Origin of the sequence: Bradyrhizobium sp. NBAIM18 (assembly GCF_020193825.1) — a bacterium.
Lineage (GTDB): Bacteria > Pseudomonadota > Alphaproteobacteria > Rhizobiales > Xanthobacteraceae > Bradyrhizobium > Bradyrhizobium yuanmingense.
Map to the genome: position 1 here is coordinate 82,672 of NZ_JADYVO010000002.1, position 22,183 is coordinate 104,854.

Annotated in this window: 20 protein-coding genes; 12 read left to right on the top strand and 8 right to left on the bottom strand. The window is 64.7% G+C overall.

From position 1 onward, the window contains the following. Positions 1 to 16: 16 nt before the first annotated feature. A complete protein-coding gene (locus I6F17_RS04355) occupies positions 17 to 1,156 on the bottom strand; it encodes a cysteine desulfurase family protein (protein WP_225130957.1) in 1,140 nt (379 codons plus the stop codon). A 52-nt stretch (positions 1,157 to 1,208) separates the two neighbouring features. Beyond that, positions 1,209 to 2,399, bottom strand: a complete 1,191-nt coding sequence (locus I6F17_RS04360) for an acyltransferase family protein (RefSeq protein ID WP_225130956.1) — start codon at positions 2,397 to 2,399, stop codon at positions 1,209 to 1,211. A gap of 191 nt (positions 2,400 to 2,590) precedes the next feature. Between I6F17_RS04360 and I6F17_RS04365 the strand changes: the two genes are divergently transcribed. From I6F17_RS04365 to I6F17_RS04375, 3 genes are all read left to right on the top strand, one after another. After that, a complete protein-coding gene (locus I6F17_RS04365) occupies positions 2,591 to 3,430 on the top strand; it encodes a LytTR family DNA-binding domain-containing protein (protein WP_225130955.1) in 840 nt (279 codons plus the stop codon). A gap of 348 nt (positions 3,431 to 3,778) precedes the next feature. Then, positions 3,779 to 4,426 carry an alpha/beta hydrolase gene (locus I6F17_RS04370; RefSeq protein WP_025036034.1) on the top strand — a complete coding sequence of 216 codons (648 nt, stop codon included), beginning with the start codon at positions 3,779 to 3,781 and terminating at the stop codon, positions 4,424 to 4,426. Between the two features lie 64 nt (positions 4,427 to 4,490). Further along, positions 4,491 to 4,781: a DUF1330 domain-containing protein gene (locus I6F17_RS04375; RefSeq protein WP_225130954.1), complete on the top strand. Its 291-nt coding sequence runs from the start codon at positions 4,491 to 4,493 to the stop codon at positions 4,779 to 4,781. A 13-nt stretch (positions 4,782 to 4,794) separates the two neighbouring features. On the opposite strand, the gene I6F17_RS04380 is transcribed toward I6F17_RS04375, so the two are convergent. From I6F17_RS04380 to I6F17_RS04390, 3 genes are all read right to left on the bottom strand, one after another. Then, positions 4,795 to 5,118: a multidrug efflux SMR transporter gene (locus I6F17_RS04380; protein ID WP_225130953.1), complete on the bottom strand. Its 324-nt coding sequence runs from the start codon at positions 5,116 to 5,118 to the stop codon at positions 4,795 to 4,797. Positions 5,119 to 5,127: 9 nt separating this feature from the next. Next, positions 5,128 to 5,823, bottom strand: coding sequence for a glutathione S-transferase family protein (locus I6F17_RS04385; protein ID WP_225130951.1), 696 nt, complete (start codon positions 5,821 to 5,823; stop codon positions 5,128 to 5,130). Positions 5,824 to 5,921: 98 nt separating this feature from the next. After that, a complete protein-coding gene (locus I6F17_RS04390; RefSeq protein ID WP_225130949.1) occupies positions 5,922 to 7,025 on the bottom strand; it encodes an anhydro-N-acetylmuramic acid kinase in 1,104 nt (367 codons plus the stop codon). A 166-nt stretch (positions 7,026 to 7,191) separates the two neighbouring features. Between I6F17_RS04390 and tyrS the strand changes: the two genes are divergently transcribed. The 3 genes from tyrS to I6F17_RS04405 all read left to right on the top strand — a co-directional run bounded on the left by tyrS (position 7,192) and on the right by I6F17_RS04405 (position 10,426). Further along, a complete protein-coding gene (gene tyrS, locus I6F17_RS04395) occupies positions 7,192 to 8,445 on the top strand; it encodes a tyrosine--tRNA ligase (RefSeq protein ID WP_225130946.1) in 1,254 nt (417 codons plus the stop codon). Positions 8,446 to 8,501: 56 nt separating this feature from the next. After that, the gene (locus tag I6F17_RS04400; protein ID WP_225130944.1) at positions 8,502 to 9,785 is read left to right on the top strand and encodes an MFS transporter; all 1,284 of its coding nucleotides are present in this window, start codon (positions 8,502 to 8,504) and stop codon (positions 9,783 to 9,785) included. Between the two features lie 230 nt (positions 9,786 to 10,015). After that, on the top strand, positions 10,016 to 10,426 hold the full coding sequence (locus tag I6F17_RS04405; RefSeq protein ID WP_036033588.1) for a DoxX family protein: 411 nt from the start codon (positions 10,016 to 10,018) through the stop codon (positions 10,424 to 10,426). A 75-nt stretch (positions 10,427 to 10,501) separates the two neighbouring features. Here I6F17_RS04405 and I6F17_RS04410 read toward each other — a convergent pair whose 3' ends face one another. After that, entirely contained in the window at positions 10,502 to 10,822 is a 321-nt protein-coding gene (locus I6F17_RS04410) for a hypothetical protein (RefSeq protein ID WP_225130942.1), read from the bottom strand. Between I6F17_RS04410 and I6F17_RS04415 the strand changes: the two genes are divergently transcribed. Further along, positions 10,805 to 12,499, top strand: a complete 1,695-nt coding sequence (locus I6F17_RS04415; protein ID WP_225130941.1) for a methyl-accepting chemotaxis protein — start codon at positions 10,805 to 10,807, stop codon at positions 12,497 to 12,499. The genes I6F17_RS04410 and I6F17_RS04415 overlap by 18 nt on opposite strands. Positions 12,500 to 12,667: 168 nt before the next feature. On the opposite strand, the gene I6F17_RS04420 is transcribed toward I6F17_RS04415, so the two are convergent. Further along, on the bottom strand, positions 12,668 to 16,474 hold the full coding sequence (locus tag I6F17_RS04420; RefSeq protein ID WP_225130940.1) for a DUF3971 domain-containing protein: 3,807 nt from the start codon (positions 16,472 to 16,474) through the stop codon (positions 12,668 to 12,670). Between the two features lie 195 nt (positions 16,475 to 16,669). Between I6F17_RS04420 and I6F17_RS04425 the strand changes: the two genes are divergently transcribed. The 5 genes from I6F17_RS04425 to I6F17_RS04445 all read left to right on the top strand — a co-directional run bounded on the left by I6F17_RS04425 (position 16,670) and on the right by I6F17_RS04445 (position 21,165). Then, positions 16,670 to 17,371, top strand: a complete 702-nt coding sequence (locus I6F17_RS04425) for a peroxiredoxin (protein WP_081493633.1) — start codon at positions 16,670 to 16,672, stop codon at positions 17,369 to 17,371. A gap of 111 nt (positions 17,372 to 17,482) precedes the next feature. Then, complete coding sequence (locus tag I6F17_RS04430) at positions 17,483 to 18,838, top strand: M23 family metallopeptidase (RefSeq protein ID WP_193375036.1); 1,356 nt, start codon at positions 17,483 to 17,485, stop codon at positions 18,836 to 18,838. Positions 18,839 to 19,040: 202 nt separating this feature from the next. Further along, on the top strand, positions 19,041 to 19,367 hold the full coding sequence (locus I6F17_RS04435; protein ID WP_225130939.1) for a helix-turn-helix domain-containing protein: 327 nt from the start codon (positions 19,041 to 19,043) through the stop codon (positions 19,365 to 19,367). A gap of 83 nt (positions 19,368 to 19,450) precedes the next feature. Then, positions 19,451 to 20,647, top strand: coding sequence for an MFS transporter (locus tag I6F17_RS04440; RefSeq protein WP_225190404.1), 1,197 nt, complete (start codon positions 19,451 to 19,453; stop codon positions 20,645 to 20,647). Next, entirely contained in the window at positions 20,644 to 21,165 is a 522-nt protein-coding gene (locus I6F17_RS04445; RefSeq protein WP_225130937.1) for a hypothetical protein, read from the top strand. Before I6F17_RS04440 ends, I6F17_RS04445 begins: the two co-directional genes overlap by 4 nt. A gap of 137 nt (positions 21,166 to 21,302) precedes the next feature. Here I6F17_RS04445 and I6F17_RS04450 read toward each other — a convergent pair whose 3' ends face one another. After that, complete coding sequence (locus I6F17_RS04450) at positions 21,303 to 22,181, bottom strand: NAD(P)-dependent oxidoreductase (RefSeq protein ID WP_225130936.1); 879 nt, start codon at positions 22,179 to 22,181, stop codon at positions 21,303 to 21,305. Positions 22,182 to 22,183: the final 2 nt, after the last annotated feature.

Consider the following 22,183-nt stretch of genomic DNA (forward strand, 5'->3'; position numbering starts at 1 on the left):
AGCCGTGTTTCGTCGCTTAGCCCTTAAGTAGGGTATTACCAAGCTTTCGCCAAGCCTCTAACGCCCTATTGATGTCCGCCGGTTCCGTGGACCAGCCCAGACTGAGACGCACCGCTCCCTGGGCCACCGCGGGATCATAGCCCATCGCGGCCAGGACGTGAGACGGCTGGACCTTTCCGGAGGAACAGGCGGAGCCGGAGGAGACCGCGATGCCTTCCAGATCGAAGCCGATCACGGCGGTTTCGGCCTTCAAGCCGAGTGCGGTGAAAAGGACGGTATTCGGCAACCGCGCCACGTCTTTCGCAAAAACGGTCGTCCCGGGAACCTCGCGAAGGCCATTTTCCAAGCGATCTCTGAGACTTGCCATATGCTTCACATCCTCCGGCAGAGCCTGAAGCGCAGCCTTCACCGCGGCCCCAAAGGCGGCGATCCCGGCTACGTTCTCGGTTCCGGCCCGGCGGTTGAGCTCCTGCCCCCCGCCCCGCAGCACCGGCTCCAGCCCGCCGATTCCTTCGCTCATCACCAATGCGCCGACCCCCTTGGGCCCGCCAATCTTGTGCGCAGAAAAGGTGGCAAGGTCGGCGCCTACCGTGTTGATATCAAATGGCATTTTGCCCAGCGCCTGGATCGCATCGACATGGAGCAAGCCGACGGCCTCGTGGACGATCCTTGCAGCCTCCGTGACGGGCTGAAGGGCACCGGTCTCGTTGTTGGCGGCCATGATCGAGACCAGGGCGGGCGAACCGTCCTTCAGCAGCGCCTCCAAATGATCGAGGTCGACCACGCCGGAGCGCGTGACCTGGATCAGCCCGATCTTGTCCGCCGGGAACCGGCCGCCGGCCAGCACCGAGGCGTGCTCAACCGCCGAGACCAGCAGCCGCTCTACAGGTGCGCCGGAGGGCCCCCGCAAACCCGGCGAGAGCGCCAGCGCATTGGCCTCGGTTCCAGCGGAGGTGAAGACGACGTTGCGCGGCTGCGCCCCCACCGCGGCGGCGAGTGTCGCGCGGGCTTCTTCGACCAGCCGCCGCGATTCCCGCCCCTCGGCATGGACCGAGGATGGATTGCCGACCAGGTCGAAGGCTGCGACCATCGCCGCTCGCGCCTCGGGGCGCAGCGGCGTGGTCGCATTCCAGTCGAGGTAGACACGGTTCGGCATCTGGCCCTCTTAGCACCTTTTGTCGTCCGGCCAATCGGAGGGCATGCGCTCGTCAGGCCGGCTGCTGCTCCATCCTCGCAACACTTCGCGGCACCGCCCGCAATCCGAACAGCGGCCGCAGCCAGGCAACGCGCCGGACGATCTCGTAGCTCGCCACACATGTGAGCGCGGTCCCGACGATGACAATGGACGCTTCGATCCCAGCCGACAGACCGCTGCCGTGCAATTGATGCGCGATCACGATGATCGCGGTCTGATGCACGATGTAGTACGGGAAGATCGCATCGGTCAGATAGCGCCGCGCCAGGCTGTCGGCTGTGAAGGCGCGCCGCGCAAAGCCCAGCACGGCGGCGATCGCGAGCCATTGATAACAGCCATAGGCCGACGCGGCGAACCACTTCAGCGTGGGCGACGGCGCAAACAGGCCGGCGCGTACCAGGATGAAGGCAACGAAGCAGGCGGCGGCCGCCAGCAGGGCTGCCCAGCGCTGGCGCTCGAGTTCGCGCCAGATCCCCTCCTGCTTGGCCAGCAGGAAACCGATCAGGAAGGCCGTGGCGTGGTCCGCGTGGTTGTACCAGTCCCCGAACAACGCGTGTGTCGATGGGAAAGCCGGGAACAGCACCAGGCGCCAGGCCGCATACAGCAGGCAGGGCGCGATCAGGAGCCATGGGCCGGCGAGCACACGAGCTAGCTTTCGGCCAAGCCAGTCAGCGCCGGCCGGCCATAGCGCGAGCACGCCGATCAAGGCTATCGTGTAGACCCACAGATAGACCACGAACCAGAGATGGTTCCAGGTCGGCAATACGATGCACGGCTTCGGACAGAATTGCGCGCCAAAGGCAAAGTAGTGCCGGGTGTAGAAATCGAAGAAGCCAGCGGGATAGCCGAGGCTTTCGACGATCTGGAGATAGGCCTGCGGCGGCACGATCACGAGCATGCCGAAGATCAGCGGGATCAGGAGCCGCCCCGATCGCGCCCCGGCAAGCGAGGCGAGGCTGGACGTACCGAGCATGAAGCGGGTGGCAACCCCTGACACCAGGAACAGCAGCGACAGCCGCCACGGGTTGAGGAAGAGCATCACCGGTTCCAGCCACGTCACCCGGTGCGCGCTCTTGATGTGAAATCCCCAGGACACGTAGAGCATGCCGACGTGGTAGAAGATGAGCAGCGCGAAGGCTAAAATCCGCACCCAATCCAGGTCGATGCGCCTTTCAGAGCTTTGGGATTGCTGTGGTGTTGTCATGGTTTTCTGCTCCTTGACGGGACGACAAACGCGGTTTTGGGGCCAGGACTGACACGAAAATGGCTGACACCGAAAATGCTCCGCCTGCGGCGCGCGTCGAGCCGGTTTGGGATCAGAATCGGACACGAGGGGATGAGCCGCCGGCAGCTGGGACGAGTCGCGGCTATTTCGGGATCAGCAGCGGCGACCGGATGATGTTCGCAGCGATCGCGGCCGTCGCGCTCGTGATCGGAATCGTCAATGCGTTTTCGTTCGCCCAGGACGCGGCCTGGCGCGGCGACAGCTACGACATCGGCCGGCGGCTGTTCTGGGAGATGTCGAGCATCGCCGTCATCCTGCTGTTGCTGCCGATCCTGGTCTTGGCGGTCCGCCGCATGCGCCGGACAGCCGGCCTCGCCGCCCAGGCGGCCATCGGGGCGATCGCCCTGCTCGGCTTCTCCACCCTCCACATCACCGGCATGGTCTGGGTGCGAAAGCTCGCGCTCTGGCTCGCCGGCGGCGCCTACGATTTCCGTTTCTCGCTCGCGACGGTCCTGTATGAATTCCGCAAAGACGCCGTGGCCTTTGTTCTGATCGCCGCCACGATCTGGCTGCTCGAAAGCCGGCGTGAGCTGAAGAGCGCGGCAGTCGCATCGTCGGCGCCGCCCACCCCGAAGCAGCCATCGTCCCCCGATCTGATCTGGCTGCGCGACGGCACCAGCCGCATTCGCGTGGTGCCGCGCGATATCCTCTGGGTCGCGTCAGCCGGCAATTACATCGAATACAGCCTCGCCGACGGCACCCAGCACCTCATTCGGGGCACGCTGGCGGCGGCGGAAAGCGAGCTGGCGCGCTTTTCCATCGTTCGCGTCCACCGGACCAAGCTTGCCAATCTCGACCGGGTGCGCGGTGTGGACCTCAAGCCATCAGGGGATTTCGAGCTCGCCTTCGACAACGGCCAGACGCTCGGCGGCAGCCGGCGCTACCGGCCGGCGGTCGCATCGCTCGGAAGTCGAACCGCGCCAGCGGGAATCGCCCCAGGCGCCCCCTAAACAATCGTGATTTCAATAAGTTGGATAGCGCCCTTCGGCAGGACGGCCGGCTCTTGCCGTGCTTCGGTTGATTCAGGCAGGTCCAGGTCGCGGCAGGCAAGCCAGAGATGACAATGCAATGACTGGCTAAGCTCTTGAGCTGATTGAGAGATGTCGAAGAAGCTTGCTTTTTGACCCTGGCCTTGTGTTAGAAGCGCGCGTCAGTTCACCTGCGCGCCACTCGCGCATCATCCGAGGGCGCGCCTCTCCACCCTTCATCCGTGCTCTCGCCGGCGGCAACGCTGCGAGAGTCACAATCGGACGATTGCGCAGGGATCACCTTCAAGGGACTTAGATCAGAGATCATCGATGCCTGAAGTCATTTTCACCGGCCCCGCCGGCCGCCTCGAGGGCCGCTATCACCCGGCCAAGCAGAAGAACGCGCCGATCGCGATGATCCTGCATCCGCATCCGCAGTTCCACGGCACGATGAACCATCAGATCGTGTACCAGTGCTACTACGCCTTCGCCCATCGCGGCTTCTCGGTGCTGCGCTTCAACTTCCGTGGCGTCGGCCGCAGCCAGGGCTCGTTCGACCACGGCACCGGCGAATTGTCGGATGCCGCCGCCGCGCTCGATTGGGCGCAGACCATCAATCCCGAGGCGCGCGCCTGCTGGGTCGCCGGCTTCTCCTTCGGCGCCTGGATCGGCATGCAGCTCTTGATGCGCCGCCCCGAGGTCGAGGGCTTCATCTCGATCGCGCCGCCGGCCAACCTCTACGACTTCTCTTTCCTCGCGCCCTGCCCGTCCTCAGGCCTGATCGTGCACGGCGAGAAGGATGCGGTGGTGCCCCCTAAGGACGTCAACACGCTGGTCGAGAAGCTGAAGACGCAGAAGGGCATCGTGATCGATCAGCAGATCATCCCCGGCGCCAACCACTTCTTCGACTCCAAGCTCGAGCCGCTGATGGAAACGATCACGGCGTATCTCGACATGCGCCTCGCCAACGTGCGGTGATATCTTCCGACGTGGATGGGTTCGCGGCATGGCTGCGAACCCATCACGCTGGAGATTGCGAGCGATGAAGGCGTATCTGGTTCTTGATCTCTCGGTGAACGACTACGCCGGATTCAAGACTTACATCGCTGAAGTTCCTGCGTTCATCGCCAAGCACGCAGGGCGATACATCGTCCGCGGCGTCGAGCCGACAACGATTGAGGGCGACTGGGCGCCCGAGCGTCTCGTCATCATCGAATTTGCGGACCGCGAGAAGGCTCAGGCCTTCTTGGATGATCCTGACATTCAACCCCTGTTCAAACTGCGTCAGGCGACGACGACCAGCAGGCTGCTGCTCGCGGATGGGTGCATCTGATCGCAGCAACTGACTACGCCAGCTTAAGCGCGACAATCCCCATCAAGACGAGCGCGATGCCGGCAAGCTTCATCGCGCTCAAGGTCTCGCCGAACAGCACCGCGCCCATCAGGAACGTGCCAGCCGCGCCAATGCCGGTCCACACCGAATAGGCGACGCTGACCTCGAGCACCTTCAAGGCGCGCCCGAGCAGGAATACGAAGGCGGCGAGCAGCACGAGCGAGGCGATGCTCCAGCCGGCGCGCGTGTAGCCTTCGGCATATTTCATGGTGATCGCCCAGCCGACGTCGAGCAGGCCCGCGATCACCAGCATGAGCCAAGCAAGGGATTGCGACATCGGACGGGCTCACGCCGCGAGCTTGAGCAGATGCGCGTCGTGGCGGATGAGGAAGGCGCGCAACAATTGCGGATAATCCGCCCCGACCGCGCTGCGCACGCTCGGGCGCTTTGCGAGCTCGGCGCGCCAGGCGCGCACCTTCGGCACGTCGTTGAAAATGCCGTGCGCGGTCAGTTCGTCGAACAGATCGAAGTAACGGAAGACAGGCGCGAACACCGCATCGACCAGACTGAACGCCTCGCCGGCGAAGTACGGGCCCGCGCCGAGCGCGGCCTCGACCCGCGCGAATTTTGCCGCGAGTGCCTGGCGCTTGCTCTCGAAGATCGCCGGATCGGTCGTGGTTTCCAAGCCCCAGAGGTCGCCGAGGATCGCCGAGCCGAACTCCATCCAGGCGCGGTGCTCGGCGCGCTTCAGCGCGTCAACCGGATGCCGCTTCGCGCCGCCTTGGGTTTCCTCGATGTATTCGCAAATCACGTTGCTCTCGAACAGCGCGACCTCGCCCTGCTCCGTCGTCACCACCAGCACCGGCACCTTGCCGAGCGGCGAGAGCTTCAAGAACCAGTCCGGCTTGTTGGCGAGATCGATGTCGATGCGCTCGAACGGCACGCCCTTTTCCTTCAGCGCGATCACCGCGCGCTGCACGTAGGGACAAAGCTTGTGGCTGATCAGTTTCAGTGAAGCGGGCGTATTAAGCGAAGATGTCATGGCAACGATCCCGGCGGTTAGATGCAATTGCATCAAATATAGATGCATCTGCATTCACTCGTCAAGATCGATGCATTCGCATCAACCGAGCGTGATCCTCAGGGTCTGGCGATCACTCCGCCGGTCATCGGCATCGGCACGCCGGTGGTCGCGGGATAAGACAGCGGCAGGCCCTTCATGCCGCGGACCGCAAGAAAGCCGAAGGCCTGCGCCTCGATGGCGTCCGAGGACCAGCCGAGGGTCTCGGCGGCCTCGACCGTAGCCGAGCCCACCCGCTCCCGCAGCATCCGCAGCAGGGTGAGGTTGCGGGCGCCGCCACCACAGACGATCCAGCTCCGCGGCCGCCGCGGCAGAAGCGGAATGATTCGGGCGATCGCGGCGGCGGTGAAGGCGGTCAGCGTCGCCGCGCCGTCGGAAGGCAGCACGTCGCCGAGCCGCAGGGCCGCGAAATCGTTGCGGTCGAGCGATTTCGGCGGCGGGCTTGCGAAGAAGGGCAGCTCCAGCGCCCGCGCAATCCAGGCCTCGTCCACCTTGCCGAGCGCGGCAAACTTTCCTTCGGCATCGAACGCCTGGTTCATGGTGCGATACATGAAATCGTCCAGCAGTGCGTTGCCGGGACCGGTGTCGCAGGCGATCAACGTCTCGTTGCCATCGATATAGGTGATGTTGGAGACGCCGCCGATATTGACCACGACGATCGGCCCTTCGCGCTCCAGCGAATGGGCGAGCGCGCGGTGGTAGACCGGCACGAGCGGCGCGCCCTGCCCGCCGGCTTCGACGTCGGCGGCGCGGAAGTCGTGCATCACGGGTATATGGATGGCCCGTGCCAGCGCCGGCCCATCGCCGATCTGCACCGTCAGCCGCCTCTCGGGCCGGTGCAGCACGGTCTGGCCGTGGAAGCCGACAATGTCGATGTCCTCCGCCCTCATCCGATTCTGGGCGAGGAAGGCCGCGACCGCCTCGGCATGGGCCTGCGTCACCGCACGCTCGGCACCGCCCAGAATGCCCGGGCGAGCGTCGCGCTGCTGCAGGTGCACGGCCTCGCTCAAGGCCTGGCGCAGCAGGTTGCGCTCGGCCGGGCCGTAGGGCCGGTAACCCGTCGGCCCGAACGCCTTCACCTGCTTTCCGTCGGTTTCGATCAGCGCGACATCCACCCCGTCCAGCGAGGTGCCACTCATCAAACCGAGTGCTGTCAACATCATGGACCAGCATCCTCAAGAGACCCGCGCTGGCATGCCGACCTTGTGCCAGAGGGGCACATCTTATAATGCCAACGCGCCAAGTGGCGGGCGGCCAACCGGGTTCCCGCGGAAGACCCTTAAATTGCCCCCAAAACGGTAAACCAAGAATTGTCAGGCACGCCGACAGATGACTGCATTTAAATCGGATTTCCTCAACACCCTGCAGGAACGTGGATTCATCCACCAATGCTCCGATTTCGAGGGGCTGGACGCGCTCGCCGCCAAGGGCGAGGCCACCACCTATGTCGGCTACGATTGCACCGCCCGCTCGCTGCACATCGGCAATTACCTGACCATGATGATGCTGCACTGGCTGCAGCAGTCCGGCAACAAGCCGATTACGCTGATGGGCGGCGGCACCACCATGGTGGGCGATCCCTCCGGCAAAGACGAGACGCGCGCGATGCGCACCATCGCCGAGATCGAGGCCAACAAGGAATCGATCCGCGGCGTGTTTGCCAAGGTGCTGCGCTACGGCGAGGGCAAGAGCGACGCGGTCATGCTCGACAATGCGGAATGGCTAACCAAGCTGAACTGGATCGAGATGCTGCGCGACGTCGGCCGGCACTTCTCGGTCAACCGCATGCTGACCATGGATTCCGTGCGGCTGCGCCTCGAGCGCGAGCAGGAGATGAGCTTCATCGAGTTCAACTACATGGTCTGCCAGGCCTATGACTTCGTCGAGCTGGCCAAGCGCACCGGCTGCCGCCTCCAGATGGGCGGCTCGGACCAGTGGGGCAACATCATCATGGGCGTCGATCTCGGCCGCCGCATGGGCACCCACCAGCTGTTCGCGCTGACGACGCCGCTGCTGACGACCGCCTCGGGCGCCAAGATGGGCAAGACCGCGCAAGGCGCGGTGTGGCTCAACGCCGACCAGTTCAGCCCTTACGACTTCTGGCAATACTGGCGCAACACCGAGGACGCCGACGTCGGCAAGTTCCTGAAACTGTTCACGACACTGCCGATGGCCGAGATCAGAAGGCTCGAGGCGCTCGGCGGCTCGGAGATCAACGAGGCCAAGAAGGTGCTCGCAACCGAAGCGACCGCGCTGCTGCACGGCCGCGACGCCGCGAACGAAGCCGCCGAGACCGCGCGCCGCACCTTCGAGGAAGGCGCGCTTGCCGAGAGCCTGCCGACCGTGGAAATTCCGCGCGGCGAACTCGACGCCGGCCTCGGCGTGCTCAACGCCTTCGTCAAGGCGGGCCTCGTCGGCTCCAACGGCGAAGCGAGGCGCCAGATCAAAGGCGGCGGCCTGCGCGTCAACGACGTATCAGTCACCGACGAGAAGATGGCGCTGTCGGCAGGCCACCTGACGCCGGAAGGCGTGATCAAGCTGTCCTTCGGCAAGAAGAAGCACGTGCTCATCAGGCCTGCATAGGCGTATGAGCTTTTCACTGCTTGTCAGGGCGCACGGATGCGCGCTCCCTGACGGCAATGAAGCAGGACAGGCCCAGGGAAACGAAAGCGGAAACGACAGCGGAAACGAGCAAGGAACGGATCGGTAGCACCCGGCGGGACGCGGTGCGCACCGCACTCGTCGTGCTCGGCCTCTGTTTCACGCTGGCTGTTCTTGGCCGGGGCTTGAGCGAGAGCTTCACGGTCTTCCTCAAGCCGATCTCGGAAAGCCTGGGCTGGGATCGCGCCCAGGCCGTCTCGATCTACTCCCTCACCTGGCTCGTCAGCGGGCTGACCGCACCCTTGGTCGGGCGCCTGTTCGATCATTCCGGGCCACGGCTCGTCTATGCGCTCGGCTTGCTCCTGCTCGGTTCGGCGTTTCTGATCGCGAGCCATGCGCAAGCGCTCTGGCAATTCCAGCTTTCGATCGGCATCTGCGTCGGCATCGGCGTTGGCTTCATCGGCAATGTGCCGAACTCGATCCTGCTCGGTCGCTGGTTCGGACCAAAGCTGCCGACCGCCATGGCGGTGGTCTATTCGGCGATGGGCGGCGGCGTGCTGGCCTTGCTGCCGGCCTCGCAGCTCCTGATCGATCATCTCGGCTGGCGCGAGACCTACCAGCTGTTCGGCTTTGCAGCGCTCGGGCTGCTGGCGCCGCTGCTGCTGCTACCCTGGCGCATGTTCGCGGCCGGCTCGCCGCACGTCGCCAAGAAGAGCGATCCTGACTTCGTCGACAGCGGCTGGACGCTTGCGAGCGCGATGCGCCACCACGCATTCTGGGCGCTGTTCTCGACCTTCTTCTTCACCGCGGTCGGCATGTATGCGATCGCGGCGCAGATCGTGGCCTATCTGATCGACGCCGGCTTTCCGCCGCTTCAGGCTGCGACCGCCTGGGGCTTCTCCGGAATCGTGCTGGTGTTCGGCATGCTCGGCGTCTCCGCGCTCGACGGCCTGATCGGACGGCGGCCGTCGGTGCTGCTCAGCTACGCGATCTCGATTCTCGGCATCGTTCTGCTCTGGCTGCTGCAGTACTATCCGAACGTCATTCTGCTCACCGGTTTCGTCGTCTGCTTCGGCAGCATGATGGGCTCCCGCGGGCCGCTGATCAGCGCCACCGCCATGAAGATCTTTCGCGGCAAACGCGTCGGCACCATCTTCGGCACGATCTCGATCGGCAGCGGCCTCGGCTCGGCCTTCGGTTCATGGAGCGGCGGCCTGATCCACGATGCCACACACGGCTACGATCTCCTGCTCGCCTTCGCACTTGCGAGCGTGATCCTCGGCATGATTCCGTTCCTGGTCGTCCCCGCTTTGCGGGAGTAGGTCTCCTCGACGTAACCTGCACACCCTGGTTTCACCGGAATCCTACGGACGAGCGCAAGGCGAACATGCGCTTAAAAGAGGGTCGCGTGCCGCTGGTGGCGGCGCCTTGCGGTGTTTTGTCCGACATGACGAAAATGTCAGCGCTGAATTGTCCTGGGTGGCTTGCGAGGCGGAAGCGAATGCGGTCCAAGTCGCAGCATTGGGTCCAGCATTGGATGGAGGGCAAACCAATGGACTTTCCTTATCTCACTCGCTTTCAACCGGTTCTCCTGAGCCTGTTTCGCTTCATCACCGGCCTGCTGCTGTTCCAGTACGGCGTCGCCAAGCTGTTCAAGTTTCCGGCTCTTCCGATGTTCGCCAAAGTCGAGCTGCTGTCGCTTTACGGCGTGGCTGGGACGCTCGAGTTGGTGCTTGGCGGACTGTTGATGATCGGCTTGTTCTCGCGACTGTCGGCCTTCATCTTGTCCGGTGAAATGGCCTTCGCCTACTTCATCGGCCACATGTTCAGGGGCGACACGCCGGTGTTCCTGCCACTGCTCAACCGCGGGACCGAAGCGATCCTGTTCTGCTTCGCCTGCCTCTACCTCGCTGCAGCCGGTGGCGGCCCGGTCAGTGCCGACGCAGCGATGGGCAAGAAATAACCGGCGGCGCATCCGCGCCTCGCTGACACACTTTTCCGCCAAGCACGACGGCACCGGCAGATCTCCGGTGCCGTCTCAGCGCGCCCCCAGCACGTTCCAGATCAGAACGAGGGCCGCGACGAGCAGCAGAGACATGATGATGCGATGAACGAATCGATTCATTGCAGGTCCGTCCAGACGGTCTAGCTTCCAAAACCCAAGTTCGATTCCGTTGTCCCGGAAGGGCTGGAGCCCATCGGCAAGGCGATTTGCCTGCACGATTGCGCACGCGCCTGCAAACGCTGTCCGCGCAGCAGGCCGCCGCATGCCTCCATTCATGATTGGTAAGAACTTCATGCTACCGGTGCGAGCAATAACAACCATTCCGTAGGGGCTGTGATGAAACTGCTGAGTCATTTGAAGATCCGCACCAAGCTTGCCAGCATGGTCTGCCTCGCGGCTCTCACGATCACAGCCATCATCGGCGTATCGGCCGTGCTCAGCAAGAGCCGGATGATGGAGGACCGCGTCCAGCAGATGCGGACCGCCGTCGAGCTCCTCTACAACTATGCCCAAGCGCTCCAGGACGAAGTGACTGCCGGCAAGCTGACGGCGGCCGAGGCCAAGAGCCTGTTCCACCAGCGCGGCCGCCGCATGAACTTCAACGGCAACCAGGGCTATCCGGTGGTTTACAATCCGGACGGCTCCCTGGTCGTGAACGGCGCCAATCAGCAGCTCGAAGGCAAGATCACCGGCGCCAAGGATTCCAACGGTGTGCTGATCGCCGACGCCATCATCAAGGCCGGCAGCGAGACTGCGCAGGGCGGCGTCACCTCCTATCTCTATCCCCGTCCGGGCCAGACCGAGCCGCTCCGCAAGACCGTGTTCGCGCGCAAGTTCGCGCCCTGGAACGTGGTCATCAGCTACGGCCTCTATGTCGACGACATCGACGCCGACGTGCGCGCCCTGACGCTGGAGCTTGGCGCTATCGGCATCGGCCTGATGCTGCTGATGGCGGCGCTGTCCTGGCTGATCGCGCGCGACGTGCTCGGCGCGCTCGACCGTCAGAAGAGCCGCATGCAGGCGATTTCCGAAGGCGCCATCGACAAGCCGGTCGAGGAGACCGACCGCGGCGACGAGATCGGCCGCATGGCCGAGACGCTCGAAATCCTCAGGCAGACCGCGCTCACGGCCCGCATGCTGGAGGCCGAGCAGGTCGCGGCCAAGGCCCGCAGCGAGCAGGAGAAGCGCGAGGCCCTGATCGCCCTTGCCGACCGCTTCGATGCCTCCGTCGGCCAGCTCGTCGGCCTGATGGCTTCCGGCTCTGGTGAATTGGAGACCACGGCCAAGTCGATGTCGTCGACCGCCGAGGGCACCAATCGCCGCGCCGCCGTGGTCGGCTCGGCCGCCAATGAGGCCAGCCAGCGCGTCCAGACCGTCGCCTCCGCCGCCGAGGAGCTCTCCTCCTCCATCACCGAGATCAGCCGCCAGGTCGCCCAATCCGCCGAGGTCACGGGACGTGCCGTGGACAGCGCCCGCCGCACCGACACCATCGTGCGCGCACTCTCGGACGGCGCCCAGCAGATCGAGCATGTCGCCGAGCTGATCTCCAACATCGCGGCGCAGACCAACCTGCTCGCGCTCAACGCCACCATCGAGGCCGCCCGCGCCGGCGAAGCCGGCCGCGGCTTTGCCGTGGTCGCTTCCGAGGTGAAGTCGCTGGCGAGCCAGACCGCGGAAGCCACCCGCGAGATCGGCGACAAGATCGCCCAGATCCAGGGCGCCACCAAGGAAGCTGTCGATGCGATCGGCGGCATCACCGCCACCATCGAGGAGGTTAGCCGCATCGCCACCTCGATCGGCGCGGCCATCGAGGAGCAAGGCGCCGCCACCGCCGAGATCGCCCGCAGCGTCTCGCAGACCGCGGAGGCGACCAAAGAGGTCACCACCAATATCGGCGGCGTCTCCACGGCGGCCAACGAGACCGGCAACGCTGCCGGCATGGTGCTCGCAGCAGCCAGCAACCTCTCCAAGCAGGCCGAGCAGCTCTCCGGCGAAGTCGGAACATTCCTGAAGGGTGTGCGCGCGGCCTGACGCCCCGCTCCAGCCTCAAAACGTTTGGCGCGAAAGCATCGCCACATTCGTCATGGCCGGGCTTGTCCCGGCCATCCACGTTTTTGGCCGCGCCGCACGAAGAACGTGGATGCCCGGGACAAGCCTGGACAAGCCCGGGCATGACGAGCACACCTGGGAATGTGGGGATTACCGCCGCGCGAGGGTGCAACCGCTCGACAGCTGGCGCGTCGATCCGGTCGAGCCGTCGTTCGAATGCGATGGGAATTCCTCGAACGGCGAGTTCTGCTTGCCGGTGTTGAACTCGAAGATCTTGCGGAACAGGCCCGGCGCCATCGCCGAGATCGGATTGACGCGCATCACGGGCGCGGCTGGCGTGCCGACGACCTCGTAGGTCACGCCGATCAGCCCCTCATTGTTGCCGCCACCGAGGAAGATGCCGAACAGCGGAATCTGGCCGAAGATGTTGTTGACGCCGTACATCGGCACGAAGGTGCCGCTCATGCAGACCTGGTTGCCGGGATAGTCGATCGAGCCCTCGATGGTGGCACCGATCATCGGCCCCTTGACCACGCCGTCACGGACCGTGAGCGCACCGTTCTGCCGCGTGAACTCGGCGCGAAGTGCGCTGAAGGAGACGCCATTCCCGGTCCCGTTCGGCGCGCCGGCGGCAACGCGTTCGAGCTGCGCCTCGCCCTTCACGGTGAAGTCGCGGACATTGATCAGGCCCTCGCGCGCGACGTTCGGCTCGGCAGACGGCGGCTCCATTGCCACCACCATCTGGCCGCCGACCGCCTTGGTGTAGGTGTCGGTGAAGCGCAGCAGCGCGCCGGCGTCGTTCGTCTGCAGGTAGATCACCTCGCGGTTGCCCTGGGCACGGCCGCCGCGCAGGTCGGCAGCGACAGGCGTGTCGCGGCCGATCTTGCCGCTCAGCGTGAACGCCTTGATAGCCCCATTGCGCTTCGACATCTTGGCATCGAGGCTGCGCATGGCCTCGCCGTTGAAGCCGGCGACGGCACCGAGCTTCACGTCGATGTCGAAATCGACGTTCTTCAGCTTGTTCTTGTCGTCCTTGGAATTGCCTGAGATCGCCGACTTCAGGAAGCCGCGGCCGTCGAACACGTCGCCACGCATGGTGCCGCGCAGCACACCGTCCTGGCTGCGCTCCACCCTGAGCGAGGCCTTGTCGCCGTCGGACGGCGCGTAGGTCGGGAAGTTCGCGTTCACGAGATCGCTGTTCGCGTCGAGCTCGAGCGAGCCCTTGATCGAGGCGCCGCCGCCTTCGATGACGATGTCCTCGAAACGCGTCGATTGCGCCGTCGGCACCACCTTGAAGCTGGCCTTGCCGGACTTGCCCGGCAGCTTGACCCAGCCGGGCAGGATGTTGTCGAGCCTGACGGCGGTCAGATCGGCTTCGACGCCGAGCCTCGTGGTCTGTTCCGCGCCGCCCGCGATCTTGCCCGACAGCCTGATCGGCAGCGATCCGCTGACCGCGGGGCTGAGGTCGAAGCCGAGCCGCGCGCGGCTGGCATCGTCCAGCGTCGCCTGCAATCTGACGTCCGCGTCGCCCTCGGCCGGCTTGCGATAGTCGAGCGAGGCCGCCTGGCCGTTGATCTTGACGTCGCCCTTGACCTGATAGCCCTGGTTGTTGGCTGATATCTTGAGGTTATTGGCTTCCAGCTTCTGGTTCATCACCAGCTTGTCGGCGGCAAAGCCGTTGAGGTCGGCGGTGACGACGTAGGTGGTGTCGGCCTTGGTCAGCTCGCCCTTGACCGGCATTCCGAGCTGGATGTTCGCCGAGAACGTTCCCTTGCTGGTGTTGGGATCGACGACGGTCGCCGACAGGTCGCTCAGCCGATCGTTGGCGAGCATTTCAGCGGCCGCGGGCACCGGCCCTTCCACACGGAATCTGCTCCGCGACGGCGACGGCTTGGGCGCCATGTCGGGCACCTCGAACACGAAGTCGGAGATCGTGACCTTGCGGCCCGCGGGCGTATCAGCAACGCCCTGCCCGATGTTGACGGTCGCGGTCCGCCCGGTCACGCGTGCCTTCAGGTCGGCATCGCGCACCACCGGCATGCCGTCCACGGGCCGGACCGCAACGCCGCTCGCCACGATGTTGACCGACAGGCCGTCGTCCGGAATGGGCGGGCCCTTGCGCGGCAGGTTCCTGGTCGGCGAGTTGACGCCGATCTCGATGCGCTGGAGCGTGCCGCGCTCGATCCGTTCGATCACCCATTCACGCAATTCGGGGACGATCAGCGTCGGCCACATCCGCTTCAAGGCGGAGGCCGACATCGGCGTGCCCGCAAAGCCGAGGGTGAGCCGCGGCTCGCCCGAATAGTCGATGGCGCCGGTGCCGGCGACGCCGATCTCGCCGTTGGAGACGTCGGCCTGTGTCAGCAGGATGCGCTTGTGGTCGGTGTCGAAGCGGAAGCCGATCGCGATGCGGTTGAAGACGAGCGGCGGCTCGTTGTCGATGCCGCCGAGCAGGATCGAACCGCCGCTGAAGCCGAGCTGCCAGTCGTTGATGTTGCCGTTGGGTGGCTCGAGATGGGCCAGCAGCGTCAGGCGGTTCGCGCCGGAGAGAACCTTGAACGGCGCGACCAGCACTCGCCGGTTCGCATCCCACTCGACGTTGATCTCGGCCGAGTCGATTGCCATCGGGTAGTCGGGCGTGTCGGTATCGATGATATTGCCGGCGCCGGCCGCGATCTTGCCGCGGAAGAAAGTCGGCACGCCGTCGCGGCCGAGCTCGCCCTTGAGCTCGCCCGTCAGCGGCAGGTCGGCGGTGTAGGTGAGGTCCTTCACCCGCAGCGCCAGCAGGATGTTGGAGGTCGAGACCTTGTCCGCCTTGATGTCGACCGAGCGCACGCCGTTCTCGGCCGGTCCGATCGTGGCGCGCAGCATCCACGGACGCGCGCCCTGCTCGCCGAGGCTGAGCGCGACGCCGCCGCGGCTCGGCCGCCTCAGGCTGAGCGTGATGTTCTCGAACGACCATTTGCTGCCGCGCTGCTGATCGTCGACGATCAGGACGCCGTTCTTCAGACCGATCTCGTTGAGGTTCTGACCGTCGAGGCCCGTCATGCTCAGGCTGTCGAGCCAGTCGAGGCCCTGAAGGATGCCGCTCTGCGCGGTCGCCTGCGGTGCGGCCTGCGATGCGTCCGGGCTCGCAGGCGCGGTCGCGAATGGCGGCGGGGGGACACCGCTGCGCGGGAATGTCGGCGGCAGGCCCGCGTCCTTCTTGGACGCGACACCGGTCGCGAGCGGCTTTGCGGTGTCGCCGGCGGACACGGTTACGGTGCCGTCGGGCGCAATGCGGATGGCGAGCTCGGCATCGACCAGGTTGAGACTCTCGGCACGCAGGTGCCCCATCAGGAGGGCCGCACCCGACAGCCTCACCTCGGCCTTCGGCGCGCTGGCGACGATGGCGTGATCGCGGTCGCGAACGATGATGTCTCGGATGCGGACGGCGACGCGGACCCGGCCGGCCCGCTCGATCTGAGTGCCGCCGACCTCAACGGTGTTGCCGTGGCCGATATTGTCCTCGATCGCGGCTGCGAGCCACGGCGTTGCGATGTCCAGACTGATGGGACCGGCACCGAGCCGCCACCACAGCGCACCGAAACAGCCGATGAAAATGACGATGACGGTGGCGACGGCCACCGCCAGGCGCTTCAGCCAACGTCCCCCACCCGTCCAGCGGCGCAGCGCGCCAAATCCACCACCGAAGCGAAGAAAGCCCGAACCGGAACGCGCCAGCAACCGGCGTGCGCGATTGCGCGCAGCCGCTTCCTGATCCGGATCCCAGTCGGCGTCGTCCCATTCCTGCGGCTCGAATTGGCCGCCGCGCCGATCAAAATCCCGGTTGTAGTCCTGGGGCGACGTATTCCTTGCCATTGCCTCTCGATACAGGCGCCCGTCATAGGATTGAGCGCCGCCGGGACCGCAGCCGTTCGCGGGAAGTGACGCTCCCTGCGCCGGCACTGCCGCCATACCTCGAATATTCCTGCTGTTCGTCATTTCGCCCCGGGAGCGCGTTCAACGAGCAGTGGGGTGGTGCGTGGAATTCCTTGTAACCATACTCCGGCGTCGCCAGACTTGCCCAGCCGAGGGCACGATTCCGGCTCGCCGGACACGAGCTGCAATACCGCTTCGGTTGACCTGCCGAAAGCGTCGAAAGGAAGGCGTATGTCCAAGAAATCCCGAAAGAAATCGTCCAAAACGCCCTCCGGCAGTCCGACCGCTGAAAAGAAGTCCGCAAAAACGCGGGCATCGACTCAAACAAGATCCGCGAAAACGCAGCGGACACCGGCACGCAAATCAGCTGCGACCATAGCAAAAGCAGGATCACATAAGGCCGCATCGAAACAGTTAAAATCCTCCAAATCCGCCTCCTCTCCGGCTGCCGCCAAGTCGGGCTTGAAGTCCGGCTTGGCCGAGGGCCAAAAGGCCCCGGCCTTCCGCCTGCCGCGCGATGGCGGCGACGTGGTCACGCTCGCCGACTATGCCGGCCGAAAGCTCGTCCTGTTCTTCTACCCCCGAGCCGACACCCCCGGCTGCACGCGGGAGGCGATCGACTTCACGCGCCTCGCCGACGCCTTCGCTGCCGCCGGCACCGCCGTGATCGGCATCTCCGCCGATCCGTTAAGGGCCCAGGAGAAGTTTCGCGACAAGCACAAGCTCGGCGTCCCCCTCATCTCGGACGAGACGCATGAGATGCTGGAGGCGTATGGGGCCTGGGGCGAAAAGTCCATGTACGGCAAGAGCTTCCTGGGGATTCTTCGCACCACAATCCTGGTCGGGGCCGACGGTAAGGTGGCGCGGATCTGGCGCAATGTCCGGGTCGACGGCCATGCCGACGAGGTGCTGGAAGCGGCAAGGAGCCTTTAACCAATCCTTTAAATTCGAGCGTTCCCATTTGCGGAAAATTAACCATGCGCGGCCCAGATTGCGGCGGCAATTGAGCCGCAAGGAACCCATCCGACCGGCGCGGGAGTGCCGATGTCGAAAAGTTCTGCCCAATACTCGCAGTACCCCCAACATCATCCTCACGATCACGGACGAGCCTTCCGGCGCCCTCTGGGTGCCCCGGCGGCGGTGACCGCGATTCCCCTGCCCGCCACCGACGATGCCTACACCATCGTGCATGCCGGCAAGCAGGTCCGCTTCGGGCCCGTGGTGTTCTGGATCGTGGTCGGCACCGTGGTGCTGCTCGGGCTGTGGTCGGCCGCCACCGCCACCTATTTCGCGTTCCGTGACGACGTCCTGACCCGGCTGATCGCCCGCCAGGCCGAGATGCAATACGCCTATGAGGACCGCATCGCGGAGCTGCGCGCCAAGATCGATCGCACCACCAGCCGTCAATTGCTCGACCAGGAACAGTTCGACCAGAAGCTCGACCAGATCATGAAGCGTCAGACGGCGCTGGAATCCAGGGCCACGGCGCTTGGCGCCATGCCCGACGTGACCGGCTCGATTCCCCGCGCCGCCCCGCAGCGGAGTGATGCGAGTCCGACCACGCCAAAACCGTCGCCGATCAGCGACACCGTGATCTTCGTGGCGCCGCCGGATCGCGAAGCGCGCCTCGAATCGCGCGCGCCGAGCGTATTGGCAGCGCCGACCAACAAGTTCGCCAAGAACCAGGGTTTCGACAACGTGCTGGTCCGGCTCACGACCTCGCTTGATCAGGTCGAGCGGCGCCAGATGGCGGCGCTCAACGCCGTCGAGGAAAGCATGGATTCGCGCATGCGCCGGATGCGCAGCGTGGTCAGCGACCTCGGCCTGAACCTTTCCCATCTCGAAGCCGCCGTGCCGCGCAGTGCGATGGGCGGACCGTTCGTCCCCGTCAAGTTGACGGCGAATGCCGGACCGTTCGAGAAGCAGCTCCACCGCATCCACACCACGCGCGCCGAGATGGACCGTCTCAACCGCACGCTGGCGCTGGTGCCGTATCGCAAGCCTGTCATCGGCGAGGTCGAGTTCACGTCCGGCTTCGGCGTGCGCAGCGATCCTTTCCTGGGTCGGCCCGCAATGCACACCGGCCTCGATTTCCGTGCCGCCAGCGGTGACCCCGTCCGCGTCACCGCCTACGGCAAGGTGGTTTCCGCCGGCTGGTCCGGCGGCTATGGCCGCATGGTCGAGGTGGACCACGGCAACGGGCTTTCGACCCGCTACGGCCATCTCTCCGAGATCAACGTCAGGGTCGGCGAGGTCGTAAAGATCGGCCAGGTCATCGGCCTCGTCGGCTCGACCGGCCGCTCCACCGGTCCGCACCTGCACTATGAGACACGCATCGAAGGCGAAGCGGTCGATCCACAGAAATTCCTGCGCGCCGGCGTGCGGCTCAGCGCGGGTTAGGCTCGCGCGCTGCCCACTTACTGGCTGCGTTCGTGGCCGACCTCGCCGGTGATGAAGTCGCCGAACAGCTCCCACGCCTGCCCGTTGAACCGCATCAGCTGCATCTGCTCGATTGGTTTCGTTGGTATTTCATACTGTCAAGAACAACTATAAAACTAGGATTGTAGTTGTATCTCGTCCGAACTTGCGATAAGTGCAAGTGATGAATCGCAAGCTCGCCGCGCGCTGCCTAGCCGAGTTGGGCAATTTGACGCGACTAGACATCTATCGGCTTCTGGTTCGGGCCGGACCGCCGGGTCTCAACATCACCGATATCCAGACCCGTCTCGACGTGCCGGCCTCCACGCTCGCCTTTCATCTGCGCGGGCTGGTTGGCGCTGGCCTCGTCGCCCAAGAAAAAATCGGGCGCACGGTAATCTGTCGCGCTCAGTACGATCGCATGGACGCGATCATGGAGTTCTTGCGCGAGCATTGCTGCGAAGGGTTTGAGAGTGATTTGCGGGCCGCGGCGACGCGCCGGGCGAGTTGAATCGCATGTTGGCGGTGGGCCCACGGTCTTCGGCTGTCCACTATGGCTGGATCATACTGGGTGCGGGCACTTTCGGCTCGTTCATGACACTGCCCGGCCAGACGGCAGGTGTCTCGGTTTTCTTCGATCCGATCACTGCCGATCTCGGCATCTCGCGCACTTCGGCCTCGATCGCTTATGCAGTTGGAACGCTAGCAGGGATTCTGCCTGCGCCCGTGATCGGCCGCTGGATCGACCGGCGTGGGCCTCGCCTGACGGCGACCATAATCGCCGGTGGCCTCGCCCTGGCCTGCGTTTTCATGGCGACCGTTCAATCCGCAGTGATGCTGCTCGTGGGCTTCGCGCTGTTGCGTGGCACCGCGATCGGCGGCCTTAGCCTTGTCAGCCAGCAGGTCGTCAATCTGTGGTTTGTACGTCGGCGGGGGATTGCCGCTGCGGCAGCAAGTCTCGGGCTCGCGGCCGGTTCTTTGGTCTTCCCGAAGCTGTTCGATGGATTCATCTCGCACTACGGCTGGCGGGGCGCCTATCTTGCCGTTGCCGGTCTTGTCGCCCTCACCATTCTGCCGGTCGCTGCCGCGCTGTTTCGTGATCAGCCGGAAAAGTTCGGCCTCAGCACGGACGCCGGGTTGGCGCCTGCCGCAAAAGAGCTACGGGACGAGCCATCGTTTACACGCGAGCAAGCGCTGCGTACCGGCGTCTTCTGGCTGCTCTGCGCTACAGGCTTTCTGACCAACGCCATCGGCACCGCGCTCTTGCTCAATCACTTTTCAATCATGCAGACGGCCGGGATCGCATACGGCGACGCGTTGCTGTTGCTATCGCTGCTTGCCGGCGTTCAGGCCGTTGCTACGCTCGGCACCGGATTTCTGGTGGATCGGTATGAACCCCGGCACCTGGTCCCGCTTGCGATGTTCATGCTTGCGCTGGCGTCAGCTCTCCCGGCGTTTGGAAGTGGAATCGCCGTCAGCGTGCTGTATGCGCTGAGTCTGGGCGGAGCGTACGGCTCGCAGCAAGCTATCAACGCCGCCGGCTACGCGCAGTATTTCGGGCGCGACCATCTTGGCGCGATCAGGGGAGTGTCGTTCGTCTTCGGCATTTCCGGCGCCGCATTCGGGCCGCTGCCTTTCGCGGCAACCCTCGATTGGACGGGGAGCTATGCCGCCGTCCTCGCTGGCTGCTGTGTGCTTTGCGTCGTGTGCGCCGCCGCAGCATCTGCCGTCAAACGCCCGTCCTCGTCAGCGAAGTCGATGGTCAATTGCAAGCTGGAAGTGGCGCCATGACCGGCGGTGAAACAACCATTGTGGCGGGCATTGAAATTCCATCGACCGATCCCGTGTTTCTCGCGGTGGTTCTCGGAGTGCATATCCCATTGGGTATCGCCTGTGTTGCGATCGGAGCGATCGCAATGCTAAGCGAGAAGCGTCGCGGACGCCATTCGAAGTTCGGAACGAACTATTTCTGGTGCCTGCTGGCGCTCAGCGCTTCCGCGACGTTCCTGTCGCTTATGCGCTGGGACGAAAACTATCACTTGTTCATTCTCGGGGCGTTGTCGTTCGCTTGCGCCTGGCTCGGGCGCTCAGCGCTCCGGCATCGATGGCGGAACTGGGTCAGGCTTCATATCGCGGGGATGGGCCTGTCGTATGTCCTAATGCTGGTTGCCTTTTACGTCGACAATGGAAAGCAGTTGCCGCTTTGGAAGGAGCTGCCTCATTTTATGTACTGGCTGATACCTTTGGCGGTTGGTATCCCGCTCATCGTTCGCGCACTTCTGAGGCCGCCGTTGGCCAGTCCGTCATGATTTCCACTTGATGCGATAGTCTTCGATTGCACGCCGTCGAGTCCTACCGCAGCGGTTCGTGACTGCGGCTTATTGGGGTCTTTCAAGTCCGCGTCGGGTCACAAGCCGAACACCTTTCATGGTCGAAGACTTCCGCTCTACCGCTTCTTCGGCCGCGACACCAGCTCGATCATCCTGCCTTCATCATCGTCCGGCATCACCGCTTTCGCCTGCGCGTACGCCTCGACCGCAGCGCGCGCGACCAGCGGCTTGTTGGCCAACAGGCTTTCCGCGAGCTTCACGGCGTAGGCGGCATCCTTGTGCCGTAGCGCCGCGGTGAAGGTCGCGCCGCCGAAATCGCGGGCGACCATGCGCTTGGAGTGACGCGCTACCTGCGGGCTGGCGGCGACGCCCGCCTGGATCGATTCCAGCACCAGGTTCATGTCGAGCCCGGCCTGCTCGGCAATCGCAAGGCCCTCGGCGACACCGGCGATCTGGATCGCGCCCATGAGATTGTTGATGAGCTTGTAGACAGTGCCGGAGCCGACCGCGCCGAAATGGCGGATGGTCGAGCCGATCGGCGTCAGATAGGGCCGCGCACGCTCGAGATCGGCCGCGTCGGCGCCAACCAAGAGCGTCAACTGCCCGGCCGCCGCCGCGTCCGGCAATCCCGTCACGGGGCAATCGATGTAGATCAGCCCGCGCGCGTTGAGCTCGCGGCCCATCTCGCGGGCGTGGTCATAGGAGACAGTGGAGCATTCGATCGCGATGGTGCCCGCCTTCGCCGTCTTGGCGGCGCCGTCAGGCCCGAGCCAGACCGCGCGCGAGGCCTCATCGTCGGCGACCATGGTCACGACCGCGTCGGCATCGATCGCGGCGTCCTCCGGCGAGGTCGCCCAAATCGCGCCGCGCGCGATCAGGTCCTCGGCCTTTGCCTTGCTGCGATTCCAGATCGTTACCGTGAAGCCGGCATCGAGATAGCGGCCGGCCATGCCATGGCCCATCCGCCCAAGCCCGATGAAGGCGATTCGGGACATGG

Bases quoted from the DNA above. Each gene is read 5' to 3' on its own strand.
- I6F17_RS04380 (WP_225130953.1), bottom strand. From the start codon at position 5,118: ATGTCGCAATCCCTTGCTTGGCTCATGCTGGTGATCGCGGGCCTGCTC.
- I6F17_RS04370 (WP_025036034.1), top strand. From the start codon at position 3,779: ATGCCTGAAGTCATTTTCACCGGCCCCGCCGGCCGCCTCGAGGGCCGC.
- I6F17_RS04440 (WP_225190404.1), top strand. From the start codon at position 19,451: ATGACACTGCCCGGCCAGACGGCAGGTGTCTCGGTTTTCTTCGATCCG.
- I6F17_RS04415 (WP_225130941.1), top strand. From the start codon at position 10,805: ATGAAACTGCTGAGTCATTTGAAGATCCGCACCAAGCTTGCCAGCATG.
- I6F17_RS04390 (WP_225130949.1), bottom strand. From the start codon at position 7,025: ATGATGTTGACAGCACTCGGTTTGATGAGTGGCACCTCGCTGGACGGG.
- I6F17_RS04375 (WP_225130954.1), top strand. From the start codon at position 4,491: ATGAAGGCGTATCTGGTTCTTGATCTCTCGGTGAACGACTACGCCGGA.
- I6F17_RS04360 (WP_225130956.1), bottom strand. From the start codon at position 2,399: ATGACAACACCACAGCAATCCCAAAGCTCTGAAAGGCGCATCGACCTG.
- I6F17_RS04405 (WP_036033588.1), top strand. From the start codon at position 10,016: ATGGACTTTCCTTATCTCACTCGCTTTCAACCGGTTCTCCTGAGCCTG.
- I6F17_RS04435 (WP_225130939.1), top strand. From the start codon at position 19,041: ATGAATCGCAAGCTCGCCGCGCGCTGCCTAGCCGAGTTGGGCAATTTG.
- I6F17_RS04365 (WP_225130955.1), top strand. From the start codon at position 2,591: ATGATGTTCGCAGCGATCGCGGCCGTCGCGCTCGTGATCGGAATCGTC.
- I6F17_RS04445 (WP_225130937.1), top strand. From the start codon at position 20,644: ATGACCGGCGGTGAAACAACCATTGTGGCGGGCATTGAAATTCCATCG.
- I6F17_RS04420 (WP_225130940.1), bottom strand. From the start codon at position 16,474: ATGGCGGCAGTGCCGGCGCAGGGAGCGTCACTTCCCGCGAACGGCTGC.
- I6F17_RS04400 (WP_225130944.1), top strand. From the start codon at position 8,502: ATGAAGCAGGACAGGCCCAGGGAAACGAAAGCGGAAACGACAGCGGAA.
- I6F17_RS04385 (WP_225130951.1), bottom strand. From the start codon at position 5,823: ATGACATCTTCGCTTAATACGCCCGCTTCACTGAAACTGATCAGCCAC.
- I6F17_RS04425 (WP_081493633.1), top strand. From the start codon at position 16,670: ATGTCCAAGAAATCCCGAAAGAAATCGTCCAAAACGCCCTCCGGCAGT.
- I6F17_RS04355 (WP_225130957.1), bottom strand. From the start codon at position 1,156: ATGCCGAACCGTGTCTACCTCGACTGGAATGCGACCACGCCGCTGCGC.
- I6F17_RS04450 (WP_225130936.1), bottom strand. From the start codon at position 22,181: ATGTCCCGAATCGCCTTCATCGGGCTTGGGCGGATGGGCCATGGCATG.
- tyrS (WP_225130946.1), top strand. From the start codon at position 7,192: ATGACTGCATTTAAATCGGATTTCCTCAACACCCTGCAGGAACGTGGA.
- I6F17_RS04430 (WP_193375036.1), top strand. From the start codon at position 17,483: ATGTCGAAAAGTTCTGCCCAATACTCGCAGTACCCCCAACATCATCCT.
- I6F17_RS04410 (WP_225130942.1), bottom strand. From the start codon at position 10,822: ATGACTCAGCAGTTTCATCACAGCCCCTACGGAATGGTTGTTATTGCT.